General features: G+C 39.6%; 15 protein-coding genes. 10 read left to right on the top strand and 5 right to left on the bottom strand.

Translation table 11 applies throughout. The annotated features are described in order from the left end of the window. Positions 1–18 precede the first annotated feature (18 nt). Positions 19–792 carry a threonine/serine ThrE exporter family protein gene (locus ABWU87_RS04130; RefSeq protein ID WP_353333539.1) on the top strand — a complete coding sequence of 258 codons (774 nt, stop codon included), beginning with the start codon at positions 19–21 and terminating at the stop codon, positions 790–792. Beyond that, positions 789–1,313 (top strand): threonine/serine exporter family protein, encoded by a 525-nt coding sequence (locus ABWU87_RS04125; protein WP_353333537.1) that lies wholly within the window; start codon positions 789–791, stop codon positions 1,311–1,313. The genes ABWU87_RS04130 and ABWU87_RS04125 overlap by 4 nt, the downstream gene beginning before the upstream one ends. A gap of 183 nt (positions 1,314–1,496) precedes the next feature. Here the strand turns inward: ABWU87_RS04125 and ABWU87_RS04120 are convergent, their stop codons facing one another. Together ABWU87_RS04120 and ABWU87_RS04115 are read right to left on the bottom strand one after the other, a co-directional pair. Then, entirely contained in the window at positions 1,497–2,168 is a 672-nt protein-coding gene (locus tag ABWU87_RS04120; protein ID WP_353333535.1) for a bifunctional 4-hydroxy-2-oxoglutarate aldolase/2-dehydro-3-deoxy-phosphogluconate aldolase, read from the bottom strand. A 24-nt stretch (positions 2,169–2,192) separates the two neighbouring features. Continuing rightward, complete coding sequence (locus ABWU87_RS04115; RefSeq protein WP_353333533.1) at positions 2,193–3,236, bottom strand: sugar kinase; 1,044 nt, start codon at positions 3,234–3,236, stop codon at positions 2,193–2,195. Between the two features lie 250 nt (positions 3,237–3,486). On the opposite strand from ABWU87_RS04115, the gene ABWU87_RS04110 reads away from it, so the two are divergent. From ABWU87_RS04110 to ABWU87_RS04095, 4 genes are all read left to right on the top strand, one after another. Further along, positions 3,487–4,557 carry a LacI family DNA-binding transcriptional regulator gene (locus tag ABWU87_RS04110; protein WP_353333531.1) on the top strand — a complete coding sequence of 357 codons (1,071 nt, stop codon included), beginning with the start codon at positions 3,487–3,489 and terminating at the stop codon, positions 4,555–4,557. A 231-nt stretch (positions 4,558–4,788) separates the two neighbouring features. Beyond that, positions 4,789–6,615 (top strand): thiol protease/hemagglutinin PrtT, encoded by a 1,827-nt coding sequence (locus tag ABWU87_RS04105; RefSeq protein WP_353333529.1) that lies wholly within the window; start codon positions 4,789–4,791, stop codon positions 6,613–6,615. Positions 6,616–6,646: 31 nt separating this feature from the next. Further along, positions 6,647–9,190, top strand: a complete 2,544-nt coding sequence (locus tag ABWU87_RS04100) for a thiol protease/hemagglutinin PrtT (protein ID WP_353333528.1) — start codon at positions 6,647–6,649, stop codon at positions 9,188–9,190. 4 nt (positions 9,191–9,194) lie between these two features. Next, entirely contained in the window at positions 9,195–9,740 is a 546-nt protein-coding gene (locus ABWU87_RS04095) for a hypothetical protein (protein ID WP_353333527.1), read from the top strand. A gap of 434 nt (positions 9,741–10,174) precedes the next feature. Here ABWU87_RS04095 and lipB read toward each other — a convergent pair whose 3' ends face one another. The 3 genes from lipB to ABWU87_RS04080 all read right to left on the bottom strand — a co-directional run bounded on the left by lipB (position 10,175) and on the right by ABWU87_RS04080 (position 14,138). Further along, on the bottom strand, positions 10,175–10,852 hold the full coding sequence (gene lipB / locus ABWU87_RS04090; protein WP_434533905.1) for a lipoyl(octanoyl) transferase LipB: 678 nt from the start codon (positions 10,850–10,852) through the stop codon (positions 10,175–10,177). 269 nt (positions 10,853–11,121) lie between these two features. Further along, positions 11,122–13,335: a heavy metal translocating P-type ATPase gene (locus ABWU87_RS04085; protein WP_353333525.1), complete on the bottom strand. Its 2,214-nt coding sequence runs from the start codon at positions 13,333–13,335 to the stop codon at positions 11,122–11,124. 356 nt (positions 13,336–13,691) lie between these two features. Next, positions 13,692–14,138 (bottom strand): hypothetical protein, encoded by a 447-nt coding sequence (locus tag ABWU87_RS04080; protein ID WP_353333523.1) that lies wholly within the window; start codon positions 14,136–14,138, stop codon positions 13,692–13,694. 136 nt (positions 14,139–14,274) lie between these two features. Between ABWU87_RS04080 and ABWU87_RS04075 the strand changes: the two genes are divergently transcribed. Genes ABWU87_RS04075 through gcvP form a run of 4 tightly spaced genes read left to right on the top strand, consistent with a single transcriptional unit; the run spans position 14,275 to position 19,350 of the window. Then, positions 14,275–15,144, top strand: coding sequence for a DUF3298 and DUF4163 domain-containing protein (locus ABWU87_RS04075; protein WP_353333521.1), 870 nt, complete (start codon positions 14,275–14,277; stop codon positions 15,142–15,144). Between the two features lie 35 nt (positions 15,145–15,179). Next, positions 15,180–15,803 (top strand): 16S rRNA (guanine(527)-N(7))-methyltransferase RsmG, encoded by a 624-nt coding sequence (rsmG, locus tag ABWU87_RS04070; protein WP_353333519.1) that lies wholly within the window; start codon positions 15,180–15,182, stop codon positions 15,801–15,803. Positions 15,804–15,814: 11 nt separating this feature from the next. Beyond that, the gene (locus ABWU87_RS04065) at positions 15,815–16,453 is read left to right on the top strand and encodes an MBL fold metallo-hydrolase (RefSeq protein ID WP_353333517.1); all 639 of its coding nucleotides are present in this window, start codon (positions 15,815–15,817) and stop codon (positions 16,451–16,453) included. Positions 16,454–16,500: 47 nt separating this feature from the next. Further along, entirely contained in the window at positions 16,501–19,350 is a 2,850-nt protein-coding gene (gene gcvP, locus ABWU87_RS04060) for an aminomethyl-transferring glycine dehydrogenase (protein WP_353333515.1), read from the top strand. The last annotated feature ends 53 nt before the right edge of the window (positions 19,351–19,403 follow it).

Genomic DNA, 19,403 nt, shown 5'->3' with positions numbered 1-19,403 from the left:
AACAAATTATATTTATTTATGGACATTCATCATAGACTTAAAGAGTTGTCTAAGTTCTTATCGGATTATTCAACCAGCCTGATGGCAGTGGGGGTTCACTCTTCACGCATTGTAAAGACCACTTCCCGAATTGCCGAATCCTTTGGTTTTTATGTCGATATGACAATCTTCCAAAAGACCATTATCATGACCTTGCGCGACAAGGATAACACCCATTCTTACAGCACTGTAAACAAGATCAAGTCGATGGCACTGAACTTTGAAATCAATTCACGACTCAGTTCCCTCAGCTGGGAAGCCTATGATGAACATTTATCTCTTGATGAATTGAAGGAAAAGTATACCGAAATATTAAATAAACCCAGATTAAACAAGTGGTTGGTTTTATTTCTGGTGGCTTGCGCAAATGCATCTTTCTGTCGTCTGTTTACCGGCGACTGGTCTGCGATGCTGCTTGTTTTTATCGCAACTCTGGTTGGATTCTTTGTTCGTCAGCAACTGATGGAAAGACATTTCAATCATATGTTTGTGTTTGTATTCTCTGCATTTACAGCCTCAATGATTGCATGTACCAGTTTGCTTTACCATATCGGGAATACTCCTGAAATTGCATTAGGAACCAGCGTTCTTTATCTTATTCCGGGAGTTCCATTGATTAATGGGGTTATCGATATTATTGAAGGCCATGTTCTTGCCGGAACGTCGAGATTAATAAACGCTGCTTTGCTTATTATCTGTATTGCAATCGGTCTGTCACTTACATTATTATTATTTGGAGTTGAAACATTATGATGAACAATAATTTTTTAGAAGCAATTCTTTTCGATGGTTTTTTTGCTGCAATTGCAGCTATCGGATTCTCTGTAATCTCAAACCCTCCTCGTAAAGCAATCTTTGTATCTGCTTTATTAGCAGCAATAGGACACGGTTTGCGTTATTTCCTTTTGCATAGTACTAACATAGATATAGCCAGTGCATCTTTTATCGCTGCTTTTGCCATAGGTATGCTTAGTATCCTTTTTGCTAAGAAGATTCATTGTCCGGCCGAAGTTTTCTCTTTTCCTTCACTTTTGCCAATGATTCCTGGAATGTATGCTTATAAAACTGTACTTGCTCTGGTAAAATTCATTCAATGCAAGGACAACGAAATGTCTGTGAATATAATAGTAAACATCTTCAGAAACGGAGCAACCACCATCTTTATTTTATTTGCACTTGTTGTTGGTGTAGCCGTTCCCATGTTTATCTTCCATAAACAATCCTTTGCGGTAACACGTATACTTAAGCTAGTTCAAAAAGATAAAAAGGCATAGAAAAAGAATGCCACCGGACAGATGATTATATTCATCAATTCCCGGTGGCTATTCCCCCTTTAAACACCAACAAAAATGAAAAATTGCCTCAAACAAACAAAGGCATTTCTTTTATTCGAAAAATCCGGCGTAATTATCTCCTGCATGCAAGCAAACAGGGAATAATACCAGATTTCAAATTATCTACTTTCTTGCCTCGGCTATATATCCGAAAGCCTCTTTGCACTTATCTATAATCCATCCCCAGTCCTGAGCCGCAACAACTTCTTTCGGGAAAAGATTAGAACCCATCCCTACACAGGTAACTCCAGCTTTAATCCAAGCTGTAAGATTCTCTTTTGTTGGCTCAACACCTCCGGTAACCATCAGCATTGACCATGGCATCGGAGCCTTTACATTCTTAACGAATGATGGTCCGCCTACATTGCCGGCAGGGAAAACCTTACATAAGTCGCATCCCACTTCCTGTGCAAAACCAATTTCCGAAACAGAACCACATCCGGGAGTGTACGGAATCAGGCGACGGTTGCAGACTTTTGCGATTTCCGGGTTGAACAACGGACCAACAATAAAGTTAGCTCCCAGCTGAATATACATTGCTGCGGTTGCGGGGTCAACAATCGAACCAATTCCCAGTATCATATCCGGACACTCTTTGGCAGCCCATTTCACCAGTTCGGCAAATACTTCCTGAGCGAAATCACCTCGATTGGTAAATTCAAAGGCTCTTACACCTCCATCATAACATGCCTTTACAACATTCTTCGCAACTTCAGCATCTTTATGATAAAAAACAGGAACCATTCCGGTGCTTGACATTGCATTCAGCACCTCTATCTTTGAAAATCTAGCCATTTTATTTCAGTATTACTATTTTTATTATCGGGATACACGACCTGAACCGTCACCTCCTAGTAAGTTTTCTACTTCGGCAACCGTCACAAGGTTATAGTCTCCATAGATTGTATGTTTCAGACAAGATGCTGCAACCGCGAATTCCAAAGCCTTCTGGTCATCACTCGGATAGGAAATCAATCCGTAGATTAATCCGCCCATAAAAGAGTCACCACCACCTACACGGTCAACAATGTGGGTAATGTCATATCTTCTGGATTGCTTTAAAGTACCATCTGAATAAAGCACTCCGCCCCATGTGTTGTGGTTTGCATTAATTGAGCCACGAAGAGTGATAATAACCTTCTTAGCACGTGGGAATTTCTTCATCATCTGAGTACATACCGATTCAAATTCAGCAGCATTCACTTCACCATGGGTTGATGAAACATCGAATCCTTCGGGTTTAATTCCGAAAACTTTCTCACAATCCTCTTCATTTCCAAGAATCACATCGCATCCTTCTACTAATGCAGGCATTACTTCTGATGCACTCTTGCCGTATTTCCAAAGATTCTTGCGGTAGTTAAGGTCTGTTGATACTGTTACTCCCATTTCATTGGCCACTTTAATGGCTTCCAAACATGCATCTGCAGCACCTTGCGAAAGAGCTGGAGTGATTCCTGTCCAATGGAACCACTGAGCATCTTTAAATACTTCTTTCCAGTTAACCATTCCTGGTTGAATAGTTGATATCGAAGAATGCGCACGGTCGTATACAACCTTTGATGCACGGGCAACAGCTCCGGTTTCGAGGAAATAGATACCCAAACGTTCACCACCAAAAATAATCTCGTTTGTACCTACGTTGTGAGAACGAAGGTCCATAATGCATGACTGAGCTATATCATTATTAGGCAGTCGTGTTACAAACTCAGCATCAATCCCATAGTTTGCCAAAGAAACAGCGACATTTGCCTCTCCACCTCCAAATGTGGCATTAAATTCTTTTGTCTGTGAAAATCTTAAATAACCAGGAGTTGCCAAGCGCAACATAATCTCTCCAAAAGTAACTACTTTCTTTCCCATAATATCATCTCAAAAATTTAATATATAATTATCCTTTTACCTATAGGATTCGAAGAGAATCCTAATAATTAATCTGAAATTTCAATTATACTACACATTATACTGTAATGCACTCAATAATTAGCCATCGTGTGCGTGCACAAAGATACTAATATTTTCGAAAATAAAAAGATTGTTATATATTTGTATTGAAAAAAAGTTGATCGAGATAATGTGATCTGCTATAATACTATCAAATAAACCTTCAATTATGAATGAATTACCAGAAAGAATAAGGATTAAAGACATTGCACGGTTAGCAAATGTATCAGTGGGTACAGTAGATCGGGTAATTCATGGACGAAGCGGAGTATCAGAAAGTAGTAAAAAGCGGGTGGAGGAGATTATGAAACAGCTGAATTACCATCCAAACATGTATGCCAGCGCACTCGCTTCAAATAAAAAGTATCTTTTTGCATGCTTGCTGCCACAGCATCTTGAAGGGGAATACTGGACAGCTGTGGAAAATGGAGTTAATGAGGCGGTTTCTGCATTTTCAGACTTCAATATTTCAGTTAAGTTCTTTTTTTATGATCCTTTTGATTATACATCGTTTATATCCGCTGGTAATATAATTGTTGCCGAAAAGCCGGATGGAGTATTACTTTCTCCCACCAGAGCTGAATTCACTCACCGTTTTACAGATAAACTTTTAGCCCTTTCTATTCCTTATATATTTTTAGACTCAAATATTCCACAATTACAGCCGCTTTCCTTTTATGGACAAAACTCAGAAATAAGCGGATATTTTGCTGCTAAAATGTTAATGTTATCAGCAAATGGCACAAATGAAATTGTCATTTTCCGTCAGTTAAAAGAAGGGATCATTGGATCAAATCAGCAAGAAAACAGAGAAATAGGATTTAGGAAATATATGAAAGAGCACTTTCCTTCATGTCTTATTACGGAATTGAACCTTAATCCCAAAAAAGCTGAAGAGGACAAACAACTACTGGATGATTTTTTTAAAAAACATTCTTCTGTAATCTGTGGAATCACATTTAATTCAAAAGTATATATTATTGGCGAATATCTGAAAGAAAAAGAGACTAATGATTTCATTCTTATCGGGTATGATCTACTTGAAAGGAATGTTTCTTGTCTAAAAAATGGTTCGGTTTCAATGCTCATTGCCCAGCAACCTGAAATTCAGGGATATAATGGAATTAAAGCTTTGTGTGATCATTTGATTTTTAAAAAAGATGTGAATACAATTAATTATATGCCGATTGACCTGCTTACCGCCGAAACTGTTGATTTCTATTTAAAATTCAAACAATAACAGCTGAAGTCAAACAAAGATTATTCTTTGAAACATTTTTGATATGTAATATACGAACATTCAAAATGTAACAGAAACCTTTGTTGTTCATTGTTTTGTGAGATCCATATTATTTCAGAATAATAAAATAGATCAGCTCATAAAATCTTTGTTTTAATTTCATCTTTGAATTCTCAGAAATATACTTATTTTTGTTTCAAATAAACAATATGTATAATAAATGTATACTTTATGAGAAATACGATTGCCTCACTATTCCTCTTTATTTCAACAGTTTTTACTGGATATTCGCAACCGAGAACATATACTGAAGTACAAAATATTGCATCCGAATTTTATAAAAGAATTCAAGGAACACCTGCAACAAGGACATCTGCATCAACGTTTAAGTTAGCACATAAAGCAGCGTCATTGAATATAGATTCTCAGACGAACAACAATGTATACTATTATGTATTTAATGCAGGCAGTCAAAATGGATTTGTAATAATATCAGGTGATAAAAGAGCTAAAGAGATATTAGGATACAGCTTCTCAGGAGATTTTTCTATTGACAGCATCCCCAAGAATCTACAGAGCTGGCTGAGTGGTTATCAAAAGGAAATTCAATATTTGATGAACAATAGTGAAGAATCTACATTATCAACCTCAACCTTAAACATTACTCCCAGGACTTCAGATGTTTCTTCTGTGCTTCCTATGCTTGGACAAACCAAATGGGATCAAGGATCTCCATATAATTTGCTGTGTCCGAAATCAGGGACGAAATCAACCTATACAGGTTGTGTGGCAACAGCTGTAGCACAAATTATGAAATATCATCAATATCCGATAACCGGAATAGGTAAGAAAAGCTATACTTCCGAAACATTAAATAAAATGTTGACTGTAGATTTCTCGACTACTACATATGATTGGGCTAACATGACCGATACTTATGGAAGTACGAGCACCACGACTCAAAAAAATGCTGTGGCAACATTAATGTATCATTGTGGGGTTGCTGCAAGTATGGATTACGGAACAGATGGTAGTGCAGCATACGATGAAGATGCAGCAATTGGACTGATAAAGTATTTTGGCTATGATTCTAACCTGCGTACTCTTTATCGTGACTACTATACTGCTGCTGAATGGGAAGCTATACTAAAGAACGAGTTAATAAATGGCAGACCTGTGTTATATGGAGGAGGAACCATCAATGGAGATGGCCATGCTTTTGTATGCGACGGATATAATACGGACAATCTTTATCATTTCAACTGGGGCTGGAGCGGATATGGAGATGGCTATTACACGCTCACTTCACTCAATCCTGAGAACTCTACAGATGGCGGTTATACCGTATTTCAAGACATGACTATAGGGATTCAAAAGCCATCAACAACATCGACACCTTCGTATCAGATTTTGTTAAATGATGAATCGGAAATGACTTTTTCTATTGATGCTGCACCAAAAACAACTTTTAATCTGACCGTACCATTTTATAATGCCGGAATTACAAGTTTCACTGGAAAAGCTGCAATAGGTATCTATCAGGATAATAATCTGGCAGCAGTGCTTGGTGAAACAGATCTGAGTATGGCTGGATTTGACAATGGCTATTTTGAGGATAATACAATTAATTATACAGGATTGGCATTGCCAACCAACATCGGCAGCGGTGCATATCAGATATATAGCATCTATAAAGGAAACGATGAAACCACATGGAGTAAAATGAGAGCGCTTCAAGGCAAAGTTGGTTATTTCAATATTCAGGTTGAAAACGGAATAGTTGCTATGAGAAACGATTCAAGCACAGGTATATCTTCTCCTACCAACAATTCTTTGACCATCTATCCCAATCCTACAACTGATTATCTCTGCATAAATTCTGTAAAGTCTGTTAATTCAATAGAAATTTCCGACCTATCAGGCAAACAAATATTGCTCCTTAAACCTTTAGCTAATGGACTTATTTCAGTTCCTGTGTCATCATTAGCCAATGGGGTATATCTAATCCGGATAAACATGGAAGGAGCAATAACAACAAATAAGTTTATCAAGAAATAAATGTTAATAGTAATAATCTAATAGAAAACAAATGAGAAAGCCCATATTCCTCATACTCTTCATGTTTCTTGTTGGCAATGTATTTGCCAAATCAAGATCGAGCAGCGAAGCCTTGACAATTGCAAATTCTTTCTGTCAGAAGTCACAAGTTTCAACAAAAAGGATGTCAACGGGTGCTACTTTGACTCTTGCTTACACCTGCAACAATGGCATTGCAACCCGGTCGACCACTGGAAGTGCGTTGTATTATGTATTCAATATCGGTGATAACAACGGGTTTATTATCGTTTCGGGAGATGATCGTGCTAAAGAAATTTTGGGATATTCTGATAGCGGTAGTTTTGATATAAATAACCTCCCACCGAGCTTCTCAACCTGGCTTGGTTTCTATCAGAAAGAACTGATGAGTCTTGTAGAACAGCCTGAATCTTCAAGTGTAACATCTTCTGCAACCACAACCATCAGTACCAAAGAAGCTACATTTTCAACTACAGTTTCTCCACTGTTAGGTGGCATTAAATGGAATCAAGGTTCACCATATAATAACTTATGTCCGGTAATTGATAGTACAACGTATAAAAGAGCAGTTACTGGATGCGTTGCTACAGCCATGGCACAGGTTATGAAGTATCATCAATGGCCGGTACGTGGCACAGGCTCAAATACTTATACCCCTGACATTATTAAAAGAGCACTGACTGTAGACTTTTCACAAACCGCTTATGACTGGGCTAACATGACAGATACCTATGGAAGCACCAGTAATCAAACTCAAAAAGATGCAGTAGCGACTTTGATGTATCATGCCGGAGTCGCAGTAAATATGGATTATGGAGAATCTAGTGCAGCAAGTACTGTAGCAATGGCTCAATCGCTCATTAAATACTTTGGTTACGATGCAAACCTGCAACTATATTTAAGAGATTATTATAACAATGCCGAATGGGTATCAATGCTAAAAACGGAGTTGAATGCCAAACGTCCTGTATTATATTCAGGAAGTTCAACAGATGTGGGTCATCAGTTTGTATGTGACGGATACGACAGCAACGGTCTGTTTCACTTTAACTGGGGATGGGGCGGAAGCTCTGACGGATACTTTGAACTAAGCGCTCTAAATCCGGGCACTTTAGGTATTGGTGGTGGAAACAGTGGTGGATTTAATTTTAGTCAGGATATTGTTATTGGTGTACAGAAGAGTGGCGTAGCCGCTACAACTCCAACGTATCTGCTGAATATAAGTTCCCCGGTCACATCATCTGTAACATCTACAACTCGTAACGGCACTTTTACAATTTCCGTGGCACCTCGAAATTGGGGAATAAATACATTCAATGGTCTTATAGGCCTTGCTTTATATAATGAAAACGGATTTGTGAAACAACTATCAAATGCTTACAGTATTTCAGACCTCAAAACTTATTATGGTTGGACCAATATTGATTATAATAATGTAGCAATTCCGGCTAACACCAGTGCAGGCAATTATAAACTATATAGTGTATATAAACCAACAGGAGATACCAACTGGCAGATTATGAGAGGAAAAGTTGGAACTCCTAACTATCTGAATGTCACGGTTGCATCTTCAGGCTTATCCTTCTCTACTCCAGATGTAATGCCAAAACTCACATTAAATTCTTTGACTGTTACCGGAAATCTTTATCAAAGTAAAACAGGAAGATTTAACGTAAGCATCACCAATACAGGAGGCGAATATAATTCTGTACTGGTTATTCAATTGAAATCTGTTAATAACAGCAGTACTACACAAATAGTAAGCAATGACCCAATTAATATTCCTGCCGGCGAGACAAAGAACTTCTATCTGGAAGGAAATGTTACAATGCTTCCGGGACAATATAATTTATCGGCAATGTACGATCCGGCTAATGACCGTGATAATGCCATAACCTTTGTCAATCTGAGCAATCCTATCACGGTAGATGTTTTGGCAACTCCAACTGGTGATCCGGTGTTTACTTTAACATCTAAAATAGCTTTCCCAGATGCATCAAATGTAAGCAAAAGCAATGCAATGCTTACAGCTCACATAAAGAATACCGGTGGTTATTTTGACAACAACGTTGTGGCATTTATTTTCCCGAAAACTGGAGGTTCCTCACTGACATATATCGGATATCAGAAGATGATTCTGGATGCCAATGAAGAGAAGACTGTTACTTTCAACGGAAATATCAACATTGATGCAGGTCTTTATTTGGTTATTCCTTATTATTGGAACAACGCAATAAGCAGTTGGTCAGCATTTGGACCAAGCTACTACTCGCAACTTCAGTTCACCCTTGTCAATGATGGAACAGGTATTGAAGATGCAGCTAAGCTGAATCTGGCAATTTATCCAAACCCGGCAACTGACAAGCTTTATCTGAAATCGGAAGAATTGGTTAAAACAATCCGCATCATCAGCCTGACAGGAAAAGAGGTATTGCTAATGACACCTGAAATGAGCGGCGAAATTGCAATTCCGGTTAATGAGCTTAATGCCGGAGCTTATATATTACAGTCGGTAACTGAAGCAGGCACTCAGACCTATAAATTTATAAAAAAATAGATGAATGAAAAAGGATATTCTGACACTCTTCGTCTTGACTTTTTCTCTGCTTTCTTGCCACAGCGGCAAGACTGCAGAAAAACATATTACTGATTCTGTTATGGAAAGAAAAATTCTATTTGTTCCTGGTCCGCAGACTGTTGTATATAAAACAATCAAGGACTTTACGGACTTGGTACCAGTTATAATGAATAGCGAAAAGACGAAGATTGTCTCCTATCCTGCCCCTTCGGATGTTTATTACCAAGGGAAACTGGCCAAGCCGACTTCTTTGAAGAATGGATATTTGCTTGATAACAGAGGGATAAACGAAAATGTGGTTTTTCTTAATTACACTTACGAGGAATACAGTCGTTTGATTGAAGCTCCCTCTCAGGAAGAGATGCTGTCTAGGATAGCAGAAAAATATCCGTTGAAGGAGCTTATTAATTGTGGACTTCGTACGCAATACAAGGATGAGGTGAAAGAACTGAATGCTCTTATAGATGCCAATTTCCCCGGATGCAAAAGAGCCCAGATTATACCGCTGAATACAATTCTCACTCCATAAATAGTTGTAATATTGAAGATTGATCTCTACTTATTGAAGTAAAAATGAAAAAAGTCTAAACCTGAAAGGCGTAAGTGACTGATTATTATTGAATCATCTTACGGTAAATATAAAAAGAGGTTATTGAAAAAATAAAGTTATTTCTCTGAGAATTGAATATTTGAGAAAGGTGTCATATTAAGACCCGAAGAAAAAACAAAAAGAAGGGGTTGTTCCAATTTCGGGATAACCCCTTCTTTTTGTTTTCATAATGTTTCGTTTGAGAAGCTATTCAGCATCAATCCGCATGATTGATTACAAGGCCTTCCTTTTTTTATTGAAAGTACAAACTAAACTCATTCATACTGCAGGATTTCGAACACTCGTTTTCGTATTTTTGTACGGAATACAAACTATAACTCTTTCATATTGTAGAGCGACTTCTGCAGCCTCTTTCAGTTTTCAGATAATTGTCTGGAAAGAAGTCGTTCAATCTCAGAACGTAACATCGATTTCGGTTGTTCCAAATCTATCTTCTGGTTCAGTTCTTTCTCTAGAGAAGTTACACCTTTGTCGATAAATCCGCATGGATTGATGAAATGAAAATACTTCAGGTCGGTATTGATGTTGAATGCCAGTCCGTGCATGGTTACAAAATGACTGCTCCGTACTCCAATTGCACATATCTTTCGGGCTTTGGGTGTTCCACCATCCAGCCATACTCCGGTGGCTCCGGCTAAACGGTCGGCCTTTATTCCGTAATGACTGCACACGTTGATTACAGCCTCTTCCAGCAGATGGATATACTCTTTCAGCCCCAGACGATAATCTTCCAAATTCAGGATAGGATAACAAACAATCTGCCCCGGTCCATGATAAGTAATATCGCCACCCCGGTCAATGTGATACAGAGATGCGCCCATTTTCTGGAGTTGTTCTTCACTAATCAGCATATTTTGGTCTTTTCCGCTTCGTCCCAAAGTGTAAACGTGCGGATGTTCGCAGGTGATAATGTTATTGGTATAAGGCTCTCCCGCCATCTTGGCGCGGATAAGTTCGTCGAAAAGCGCGGTCTGTTGTTGCCATGCTTCGGCATAAGTAATCAGTTGCCAGTCTGTGTATTCAAGTTTCATCGTGTTATAATTTAAGTTCTCTTCAGCCTTAATCAGACTTATTTAAAAGCTCTGGAATCTCGCTGAAATAAATAGATTGCTTAAGTATGACTTAAATGATATTGATGTCATTTAAAGTCGCAAGCAAATATAATCACTTTAAATATAAAATGAGAACCTACACCGTTTAATTCGTTCAATAAATTAGCGGTCATAATAAATGTGATGACGCTTACTGATTCCGCACTCTTTTTCAGCACCGAATTTCAGTAAGCGTCAGACACTTTATATTATAACCTCTTCCAGTTTAAGCTCAGGCTATTCAGAACAACCGAAACCGAGCTGAAAGCCATGGCTGCACTTGCAATCATTGGATTGAGAAGAAGTCCACTGAACGGATAAAGCAGACCGGCTGCAATAGGAATACCTATCAGGTTATAGATAAACGCCCAGAATAGATTCTGATGAATCAGCTTCACTGTCTGCCTTGAAAGCTTAAATGCCTTTGGCAGCAACATCAAATCTGATGTAATCAGCGTAACCATCGCCACATCCATAGCAATATCTGTTCCTTTGCCCATCGCTATGCTTACATCGGCACGGGCAAGTGCTTGCGAATCGTTTATTCCATCCCCTACCATAGCCACTATCCTACCATCGTTCTGCAGCTCTTTCACAAAGTTTTCTTTATCGGCAGGCAAAACTTCGGCTTTGTAATTGCCTATTCCCAGCTCATCGGCCACAGCAGCCGCTGTTATTTTTCCATCACCGGTAAGCATACAAACCCTGATTCCCATTTTACGAAGTTCCATCACTGCTTCAGCCGAGGTAGATTTCACTTTATCACTAATTGCAATGGCTGCCAAAAGAGTATCTCCCTGTCCGAAATAGACAACACTCTTGCCTTCCATCAAGTACTTTGTTATCATTTCCTGCAAAGAATCGTCCACCGATGCCCGAAATTCATTCAGCAATTTAAGGTTACCAACCCAGTAGGTTTCTCCTTCATACTGAGCCTGCACACCCTTACCCGTGAGACTTTGAAAAGAGGTTACATCTGCCGGAGTAATTCCCTGCGATTGAAGTTCTTCTACAATTGCAGTTGCCAACGGATGTTCAGACTTCATTTCAGCTGCAAGAAGAATATCCCTGCCCGTAATCTCCTTATCTTGTTTCCATAGCCATTTAGAGACTGCCGGTTTTCCTTCAGTAAGTGTGCCGGTTTTATCGAGCACTACAGTATTCACTTTCCGCATTTGTTCTAATGCCAGTGCATCTTTAATAAGTATGTGGATGCCGGCTCCCTTACCTATCCCTACCATCAGTGCAGTTGGCGTGGCAAGTCCCAATGCACACGGACAAGCAATAACAAGCACTGATACGGCCGATAGCAATGCATGAGAGAAAGAATCGGTTCCTCCCAATATTATCCAGACGATAAATGTAAGAATGGATATCAGTAACACCACCGGAACAAAAATACCAGTGACCTTATCGACAATTCTCTGCACCGGGGCCTTGCTTCCTTGTGCTTCTTGTACCATACGGATGATATTTGCCAGAACAGTTTCCTTCCCAACTTTGGAAGCCTTTAGCACAAATGAGCCTTTTTGGTTGATAGTACCTGCCAACACCTGGTCGCCGGCATTCTTCTCAACGGCAATTGATTCTCCGCTAATCATGCTTTCGTCAACGAAAGAATGCCCCTCTGCGAGTGCACCGTCAACAGGAATCTGCTCGCCCGGATGCACCCTTATCAAATCGCCAACCTGCAATTGAGAAATCAGAACCGTCTCTTCTTCCCCGTTCCTAATCAAAGAAGCCGTTTTAGGTTGCAATCCCATCAGTTTTCTAATCGCAGCCGAAGTATCGCCTTTAGCTCTTTCCTCAAGCAACTTGCCTAAAAGCACGAATGCAATAATTACCGTAGCCGCCTCATAGTAAACATGTGGCTGCAAGCCGCGAGAAGTCCAGAATTCTGGAAAGAATGTATTAAACAGACTGAATAGAAACGCAATTGATGTACTCAATGCCACCAGTGTATCCATGTTACTTCTGCCTAGCTTTAATTGCTTCCAGGCATTAATATAGAATGAATTTCCAAATATGAAGATTGAAGGCAATGCAAGCACCAACATTACCTCGTGTACATAAGGCATATTCATGAAAACCATGGAGAGCAGAATCATGGGCACCGCCAACACCCAGGCCCAAATTGTTTTGCTTTTTAATTTCAGGAATCGTCTTCTCTGTTCTTCCTCTTGTAGTTCTACTGCGTTTTCTTCCTCAATAATCAGGTCATACCCGGCATTGCGTACTTCAAGCTGAAGTTTTTCGGGAGAGAGAATCAGAGAATCAAATTCTATTGAAAGCGAATTTGAAGCCAGATTCACATCTCCCTTTTCCACCCCCGGAAGGGTTCTTACAGTTTTCTCTACATTCGTTGCACATCCGGCACAATGCATATTTAGTACCGGATAGGTTTTATTTATTATTTTTTTCATAACTAATCAGTTTGCACGTTTGCATTAACAAAAATATGGTTTAATTGTTCAACCCAATAGAATAAAAAACATTTTTATTTCAGGTTGTTTTTAATTTATAGGGAAGTATCCTATACGAAATGCCCCTGTATATCTGACACAAAGTTTCAGTTAGCAGAAATATGGCGCTAGCTAAGGTAATTCATGCCTATAGTTAAAGGATTTATTCGGCATGAATCGGAAGAATGACCTACTCGTTATTAAAATAAGGTGTACACCTTATATATGTAAGCTGTAGAGCTAATAAGGGTAACCTGTAGAGCATTTTGCCAACATAACACCAACAAACTCCTTAATCATACCGACGAAATTATTAACTAAATAAGTAAAGTAGAATACAGGCTAAGATAGAAACGTGATGAAGGGAAATAAGGTGGTGGTACAACACAGGAAACAACTCCCTGGCTGTTGTCATAGAATAATTTATCCGATAGATAATTTTCGGCCGGATAGAAGAATAACGTAGACAGCAAGGACTTGTCATCGTGAGTCTCTTTCTGCAAATCAATTTTGAGAAGAGGGTCTTTACACCCTTGCTTGTGTTTTTGTGAGCAATTACATTCAGAGTTAAAAGGATGCTGCTTGCAAACCGGTCTGAATTCTGCATAGTATTTTACCCCGCAACAGCTATTATTTGCTTCTGTTTTATGGCTATTCTTACAACAACATGCACAGTAGCAATTAATTAATTGAGGCAATCCTCCCACATAAGCAATTGTGAATGAGAGAATACAAGCTAATATTAACTTCGCTCCTTTTTTCATTAATGCAAAGATATAAAGAATTATGCGATTTTTCGCAATTAAAAATTCTCATTATGTTAGTTCGATTCGTTAATAAGTTTTATATTTGTCGATGACAAAAGGATAATAAAACAAATCTTTTTAACGAATTATGAAGATGAAAAAGAACTCATTGGGGCTCATATCTTTGATTTTCCTGACAGGAATATTTTTTATCTCCTGCAATGAAAAGAACAAAGGCGGTATTGCCCGACTTAAATATGATGGAAAAGAGCTGAATGCCGACAGCATTGCAATAAAAACAACTTCTCACCTTTTCAATGACACTGCAAAACCTTGCTGTGAACTGGATATACATTTTACATACATCAAAGATGCGACCGATAAGGTTGTAAAAGACAGCATCAACAACTCACTGATGAATATCTGTTTTGGAAGCAAATACAAAGGCATGGACCCTCAAAAGGCAGTTGCAATGTATAAAGAGGATTACGTTAAAGGTTACAAACAAGATGTGGAGCAGTTTTATCTTGCTGATCAGAAGAAAAAACCTGACGACGAATTCACCTATGCATGGTATAACTACACAAAAAGTATCCGGACAGACGTGATGTTCTGCGATGAAGGAGTGCTTGTTTTCGAGATTAACACCAATGAATATACCGGTGGGGCACATGGATATAAAGCCACCCTGTTTCAAAACTTCAATATGGAAACCGGAAAAAGAATCCAGCTGAAAGACCTTTTTAGTGAGGTGAACAAAGAGGCACTAACCCGACTTTTACTGGCTCAATTGGAAAAAGACAATAAAGTGACTAGTGAAGCAGAACTGGAAGATATAGGTTACTTCATTACAGAACCTCTATACCCCACTGAAAACTTCTATTTTACTGATAAAGGAATCTGCTTCTTTTATAATGTATACGAGATTGCCCCATACTCAATGGGTACTACAACCATTAAATTGCCCTATTCGGCTGTAAAACCGCTGATGAATGAGGAAAATCCTGTGAGTAAACTCTATTAAAATCAGATAAGACTAAAAATTACGAACTAATAACAATGGATATAATTCAAAAATATTTCCCCAACTTAACCGAAGAGCAGTGCAGGCAATTTGCTGCTCTTTATGATTTATATGTCGATTGGAATGCTAAAATTAATGTGATTTCCAGAAAAGATATCGTTAATCTGTACGAACATCATGTACTGCATTCGCTCGGTATAGCAAAAATTATAAATTTCAAGCCGGGTACAACTGTGATGGACCTGGGCACAGGAGGAGGCTTTCCAGGAATTCCACTCGCCATTCTCTTTCCTGAAACAAAATTTCACATGGTAGACAGCATCGGCAAAAAGGTAAAAGTAGCAACAGAAGTGGCAAATGCCATCGGCCTGAAGAATGTTACTTTTCGTCATGCCCGCGCTCAGGAAGAAAAACAACAATTCGATTTTGTGGTAAGTCGTGCTGTGATGCCACTTGCCGACTTAATTGATATTATTAAAAAGAATATCTCAAAAAAACAAATAAACGCATTACCCAACGGGCTCATCTGTCTTAAAGGAGGTGAACTTCAACACGAAACTTTACCATTTAAAAATAAAACGGTTATTTACAACATAAGCGATTACTTCAAGGAAGAATTCTTTGAAACAAAAAAAGTTGTTTATGTTCCACTAGTATAAGAAAATGATTTATGAGAATCAAAAGATTTGAATTCAATATGTTCCCGGTGAATTGTTACATTCTGAGTGATGAAACAAACGAAGCAGTAATCATTGATCCGGGATGCTTTTATGAAGAGGAGAAACAGGCGCTTAAAAATTTCATTAATAACAACGGATTAATCATCAAGCACCTGCTTAACACCCATCTTCATCTTGACCATATATTCGGCAACCCTTTTATGCTGCACGAATTTGGTATTAAAGCTGAAGCCAACAAAGCGGATGAGTTCTGGCTGGAACAGGCACCAAAGCAATCGCGCATGTTTGGTTTTGAGCTGAAAGAAGAGCCTGTTCCTCTTGGAAAATATATATGCGATGGAGACATAATCTCCTTCGGAAACACAAAACTTGAAGCAATCCATGTGCCAGGGCACTCTCCCGGCAGCCTGGTATTTTATTGTAAAGAAGAGAACTGCATGTTCTCGGGAGATGTTCTGTTTCAGGGAAGCATAGGACGAGCCGACCTGGCAAGAGGAAACTTTGACGATTTGCTGGAAAACATCTGCAGCCGTCTGTTTGTTCTGCCTAATGAAACGGTTGTTTATCCGGGACATGGCGCTCCAACAACAATAGGAACAGAAAAAACCGAAAATCCATTCTTTAGGTAAGTCTACGAAATAACTAAATAATCACCTCAAGCTAATAAATAACAACTATGAAAACAGATTTATTATCAGACAGACATATCGGCATCGAAGAGAAAGATATGGAAAAGATGCTGTCAACCATTGGTGTAAAAAGTCTGAATGAGCTGATAAACCAGACCATTCCTTCTAATATCCGCCTGAAGAAACCACTGAATCTTCCGGCGCCAATGACTGAACGTGCTTTTGCCGAACATGTTAATGCACTGGGAGCCAAGAATAAGCTCTTCACTTCATATATTGGCATGGGCTGGTACGACACCATTACTCCTGCCGTTATTCAGCGCAATGTACTCGAAAATCCGGTATGGTACACTTCTTATACGCCCTATCAGTCGGAAGTTTCGCAGGGACGTCTGGAAGCTTTGATGAACTTCCAAACCGTGGTTACCGACCTGACTGCCATGCCACTAGCTAACTGTTCTTTGTTAGATGAAGCTACCGCAGCCGCAGAAGCAGCCTTTATGATGTTTGGACTTCGCACTCGCGACCAGCAAAAGTCGGGTGCCAATATCCTTTTCGTTGATGAAAAGATATTTCCTCAGACCTTGGCGGTAATCAATACGCGCGCACTTCATCAAGGAATCATGGTGCAAACCGGAAATTACAAAGAGGTTGAATTTACCCCCGATATGTTTGGCTGCATAGTTCAATACCCCAATGCAGATGGAAATGTGGAAGATTATCGTGGATTTACTGAAAAAGCTCATGCAGCAGGATGCAAAGTTGCAGTTGCAGCCGATATCCTCAGTCTTGCCTTGCTGGTTCCTCCAGGAGAATGGGGTGCAGATATCGTATTCGGTTCCACTCAGCGACTGGGTATCCCTATGTACTATGGAGGTCCTTCCGCTGCATACTTCGCTACCCGCGACGAATATAAAAGAAGCATGCCTGGTCGTATTATTGGCTGGTCCAAAGACAAATACGGTAAATTATGCTATCGCATGGCACTGCAAACACGTGAACAGCACATCAAACGCGAAAAGGCTACGTCGAACATATGTACTTCACAAGCATTGCTCGCTACTATGTCCGGATTCTATGCTGTTTACCACGGTGCCGAAGGTTTAAAGAATATAGCAAACCGCATCCATCTGACAGCCACTTATGTAAACAAAGTACTTAAAAAGCTAGGGTACAAACAACATAATACTCAATTTTTTGATACACTTCGTTTTTCACTTTTCGACCAAATATCAGCAAGTCAGATAAGAACAATAGCTGAAAGCAAAAAGGTGAATTTCCGATATTTCGAAAATGGTGATGTAGGAATCAGCATCGATGAAACAACCGATATCCGTGATATCAATGTGTTGGTTTCAATCTTTTCGATTGCAGCAGAGAAAGAACTTCCGGAAATTAGTTCAATCCCTGAAACAGGTTCTCTGAAAGAAATTTTTAAGCGCAAGAGTAGTTTCCTTACTCATCCGGTTTTCAATCAGTATCATACAGAGACCGAAATGATGCGATACATCAAACGTCTCGATCGCAAAGATATTTCTCTTGCTCATTCCATGATCTCATTGGGCTCGTGCACCATGAAACTGAATGCCGCTTCTGAACTTTTCCCATTATCAAACCAGTCGTTTGCAGGTCTCCATCCATTTGCACCGGAAGATCAAGTGGAAGGTTTCGCTTGGTTGATTTATAATCTGGGCGAATACCTAAAAACAATTACCGGCTTTGCAGGTGTAAGCTTCCAACCAAACTCAGGTGCTGCCGGTGAATATACCGGACTTCGTGTCATTCGTACTTATCTGGAAGTAAAAGGCAAGGGACATCGCAACAAAATTCTGATTCCGGCATCGGCACACGGCACAAACCCTGCATCGGCCGTGCAGGCAGGATTTACTCCGGTTATCTGCGACTGCGACGAATTTGGTAATGTAGATATGGAAGATTTGCGGGCAAAAGCGGAAGCCAACCGCGATGAACTGGCAGCGCTGATGATTACCTATCCTTCCACTCACGGTATTTTCGAAACAGAGATAAAAGAAATTTGCGATATCATTCATTCATGTGGTGGTCAGGTCTATATGGATGGCGCCAACATGAACGCACAGGTTGGATTCACCAATCCCGGAACTATTGGAGCTGATGTTTGTCACCTGAATCTTCATAAAACATTTGCCATTCCTCACGGCGGCGGTGGACCAGGTGCCGGCCCAATTTGTGTGGCTAAACATCTTGTTCCATTCCTGCCCGAACATCCGTTCAAAGGCGGCACGAAGAACACAGTCTCTTCTGCTCCGTATGGAAGCGCCGGTATACTGCCAATTACCTACGGTTATATCCGCATGATGGGTGCAGAAGGACTGACCAAAGCAACCGCTGTTGCCATTCTGAATGCAAACTACATGGCAGCACGTCTAAAAGACACTTATGGAATAGTATATAGTGGGGCGAATGGTTTTGTAGGGCATGAAATGATTTTGGAATGCCGTGATATTTTCCAGCAAACAGGAATTTCGGAAAATGATATTGCCAAACGACTGATGGACTTCGGTTACCATGCTCCTACTCTTTCATTCCCAGTTCATGGTACATTAATGGTTGAACCAACCGAAAGTGAAAGCCTGGCTGAACTCGATAACTTTATCGATGTGATGCACACTATCTATCAGGAAATTCAGGAAGTGAAAGAAGGTACGGCCTACAAAGACGATAATGTACTTGTCAACTCACCACACCCTGAATACGAAGTGGTTGGTGATAATTGGCAACATGCCTATTCACGCGAAAAGGCCGCCTATCCTATTCCTTCGGTACGAGATAACAAGTTCTGGTTAAACGTGGCCAGAATCGACAATACCCTTGGCGATCGCAAGCTATTGACTACCAGATACGATTCATTTGAATAAATAAACAACTCCATAAAAAAGAGCGGGACATGTTATATGTTCCGCTCTTTTTA

The sequence above is a fragment of the Bacteroides sedimenti genome, from assembly GCF_040365225.1.
Classification (GTDB): Bacteria; Bacteroidota; Bacteroidia; order Bacteroidales; family Bacteroidaceae; genus Bacteroides; species Bacteroides sedimenti.
Note: the sequence above shows the minus strand (reverse complement) of the source record. Positions and strands in the feature narration are given on the sequence as shown.

Bases quoted from the DNA above. Each gene is read 5' to 3' on its own strand.
- ABWU87_RS04130 (WP_353333539.1), top strand. From the start codon at position 19: ATGGACATTCATCATAGACTTAAAGAGTTGTCTAAGTTCTTATCGGAT.
- ABWU87_RS04125 (WP_353333537.1), top strand. From the start codon at position 789: ATGATGAACAATAATTTTTTAGAAGCAATTCTTTTCGATGGTTTTTTT.
- ABWU87_RS04120 (WP_353333535.1), bottom strand. From the start codon at position 2,168: ATGGCTAGATTTTCAAAGATAGAGGTGCTGAATGCAATGTCAAGCACC.
- ABWU87_RS04115 (WP_353333533.1), bottom strand. From the start codon at position 3,236: ATGGGAAAGAAAGTAGTTACTTTTGGAGAGATTATGTTGCGCTTGGCA.
- ABWU87_RS04110 (WP_353333531.1), top strand. From the start codon at position 3,487: ATGAATGAATTACCAGAAAGAATAAGGATTAAAGACATTGCACGGTTA.
- ABWU87_RS04105 (WP_353333529.1), top strand. From the start codon at position 4,789: ATGAGAAATACGATTGCCTCACTATTCCTCTTTATTTCAACAGTTTTT.
- ABWU87_RS04100 (WP_353333528.1), top strand. From the start codon at position 6,647: ATGAGAAAGCCCATATTCCTCATACTCTTCATGTTTCTTGTTGGCAAT.
- ABWU87_RS04095 (WP_353333527.1), top strand. From the start codon at position 9,195: ATGAAAAAGGATATTCTGACACTCTTCGTCTTGACTTTTTCTCTGCTT.
- lipB (WP_434533905.1), bottom strand. From the start codon at position 10,852: ATGAAACTTGAATACACAGACTGGCAACTGATTACTTATGCCGAAGCA.
- ABWU87_RS04085 (WP_353333525.1), bottom strand. From the start codon at position 13,335: ATGAAAAAAATAATAAATAAAACCTATCCGGTACTAAATATGCATTGT.
- ABWU87_RS04080 (WP_353333523.1), bottom strand. From the start codon at position 14,138: ATGAAAAAAGGAGCGAAGTTAATATTAGCTTGTATTCTCTCATTCACA.
- ABWU87_RS04075 (WP_353333521.1), top strand. From the start codon at position 14,275: ATGAAAAAGAACTCATTGGGGCTCATATCTTTGATTTTCCTGACAGGA.
- rsmG (WP_353333519.1), top strand. From the start codon at position 15,180: ATGGATATAATTCAAAAATATTTCCCCAACTTAACCGAAGAGCAGTGC.
- ABWU87_RS04065 (WP_353333517.1), top strand. From the start codon at position 15,815: ATGAGAATCAAAAGATTTGAATTCAATATGTTCCCGGTGAATTGTTAC.
- gcvP (WP_353333515.1), top strand. From the start codon at position 16,501: ATGAAAACAGATTTATTATCAGACAGACATATCGGCATCGAAGAGAAA.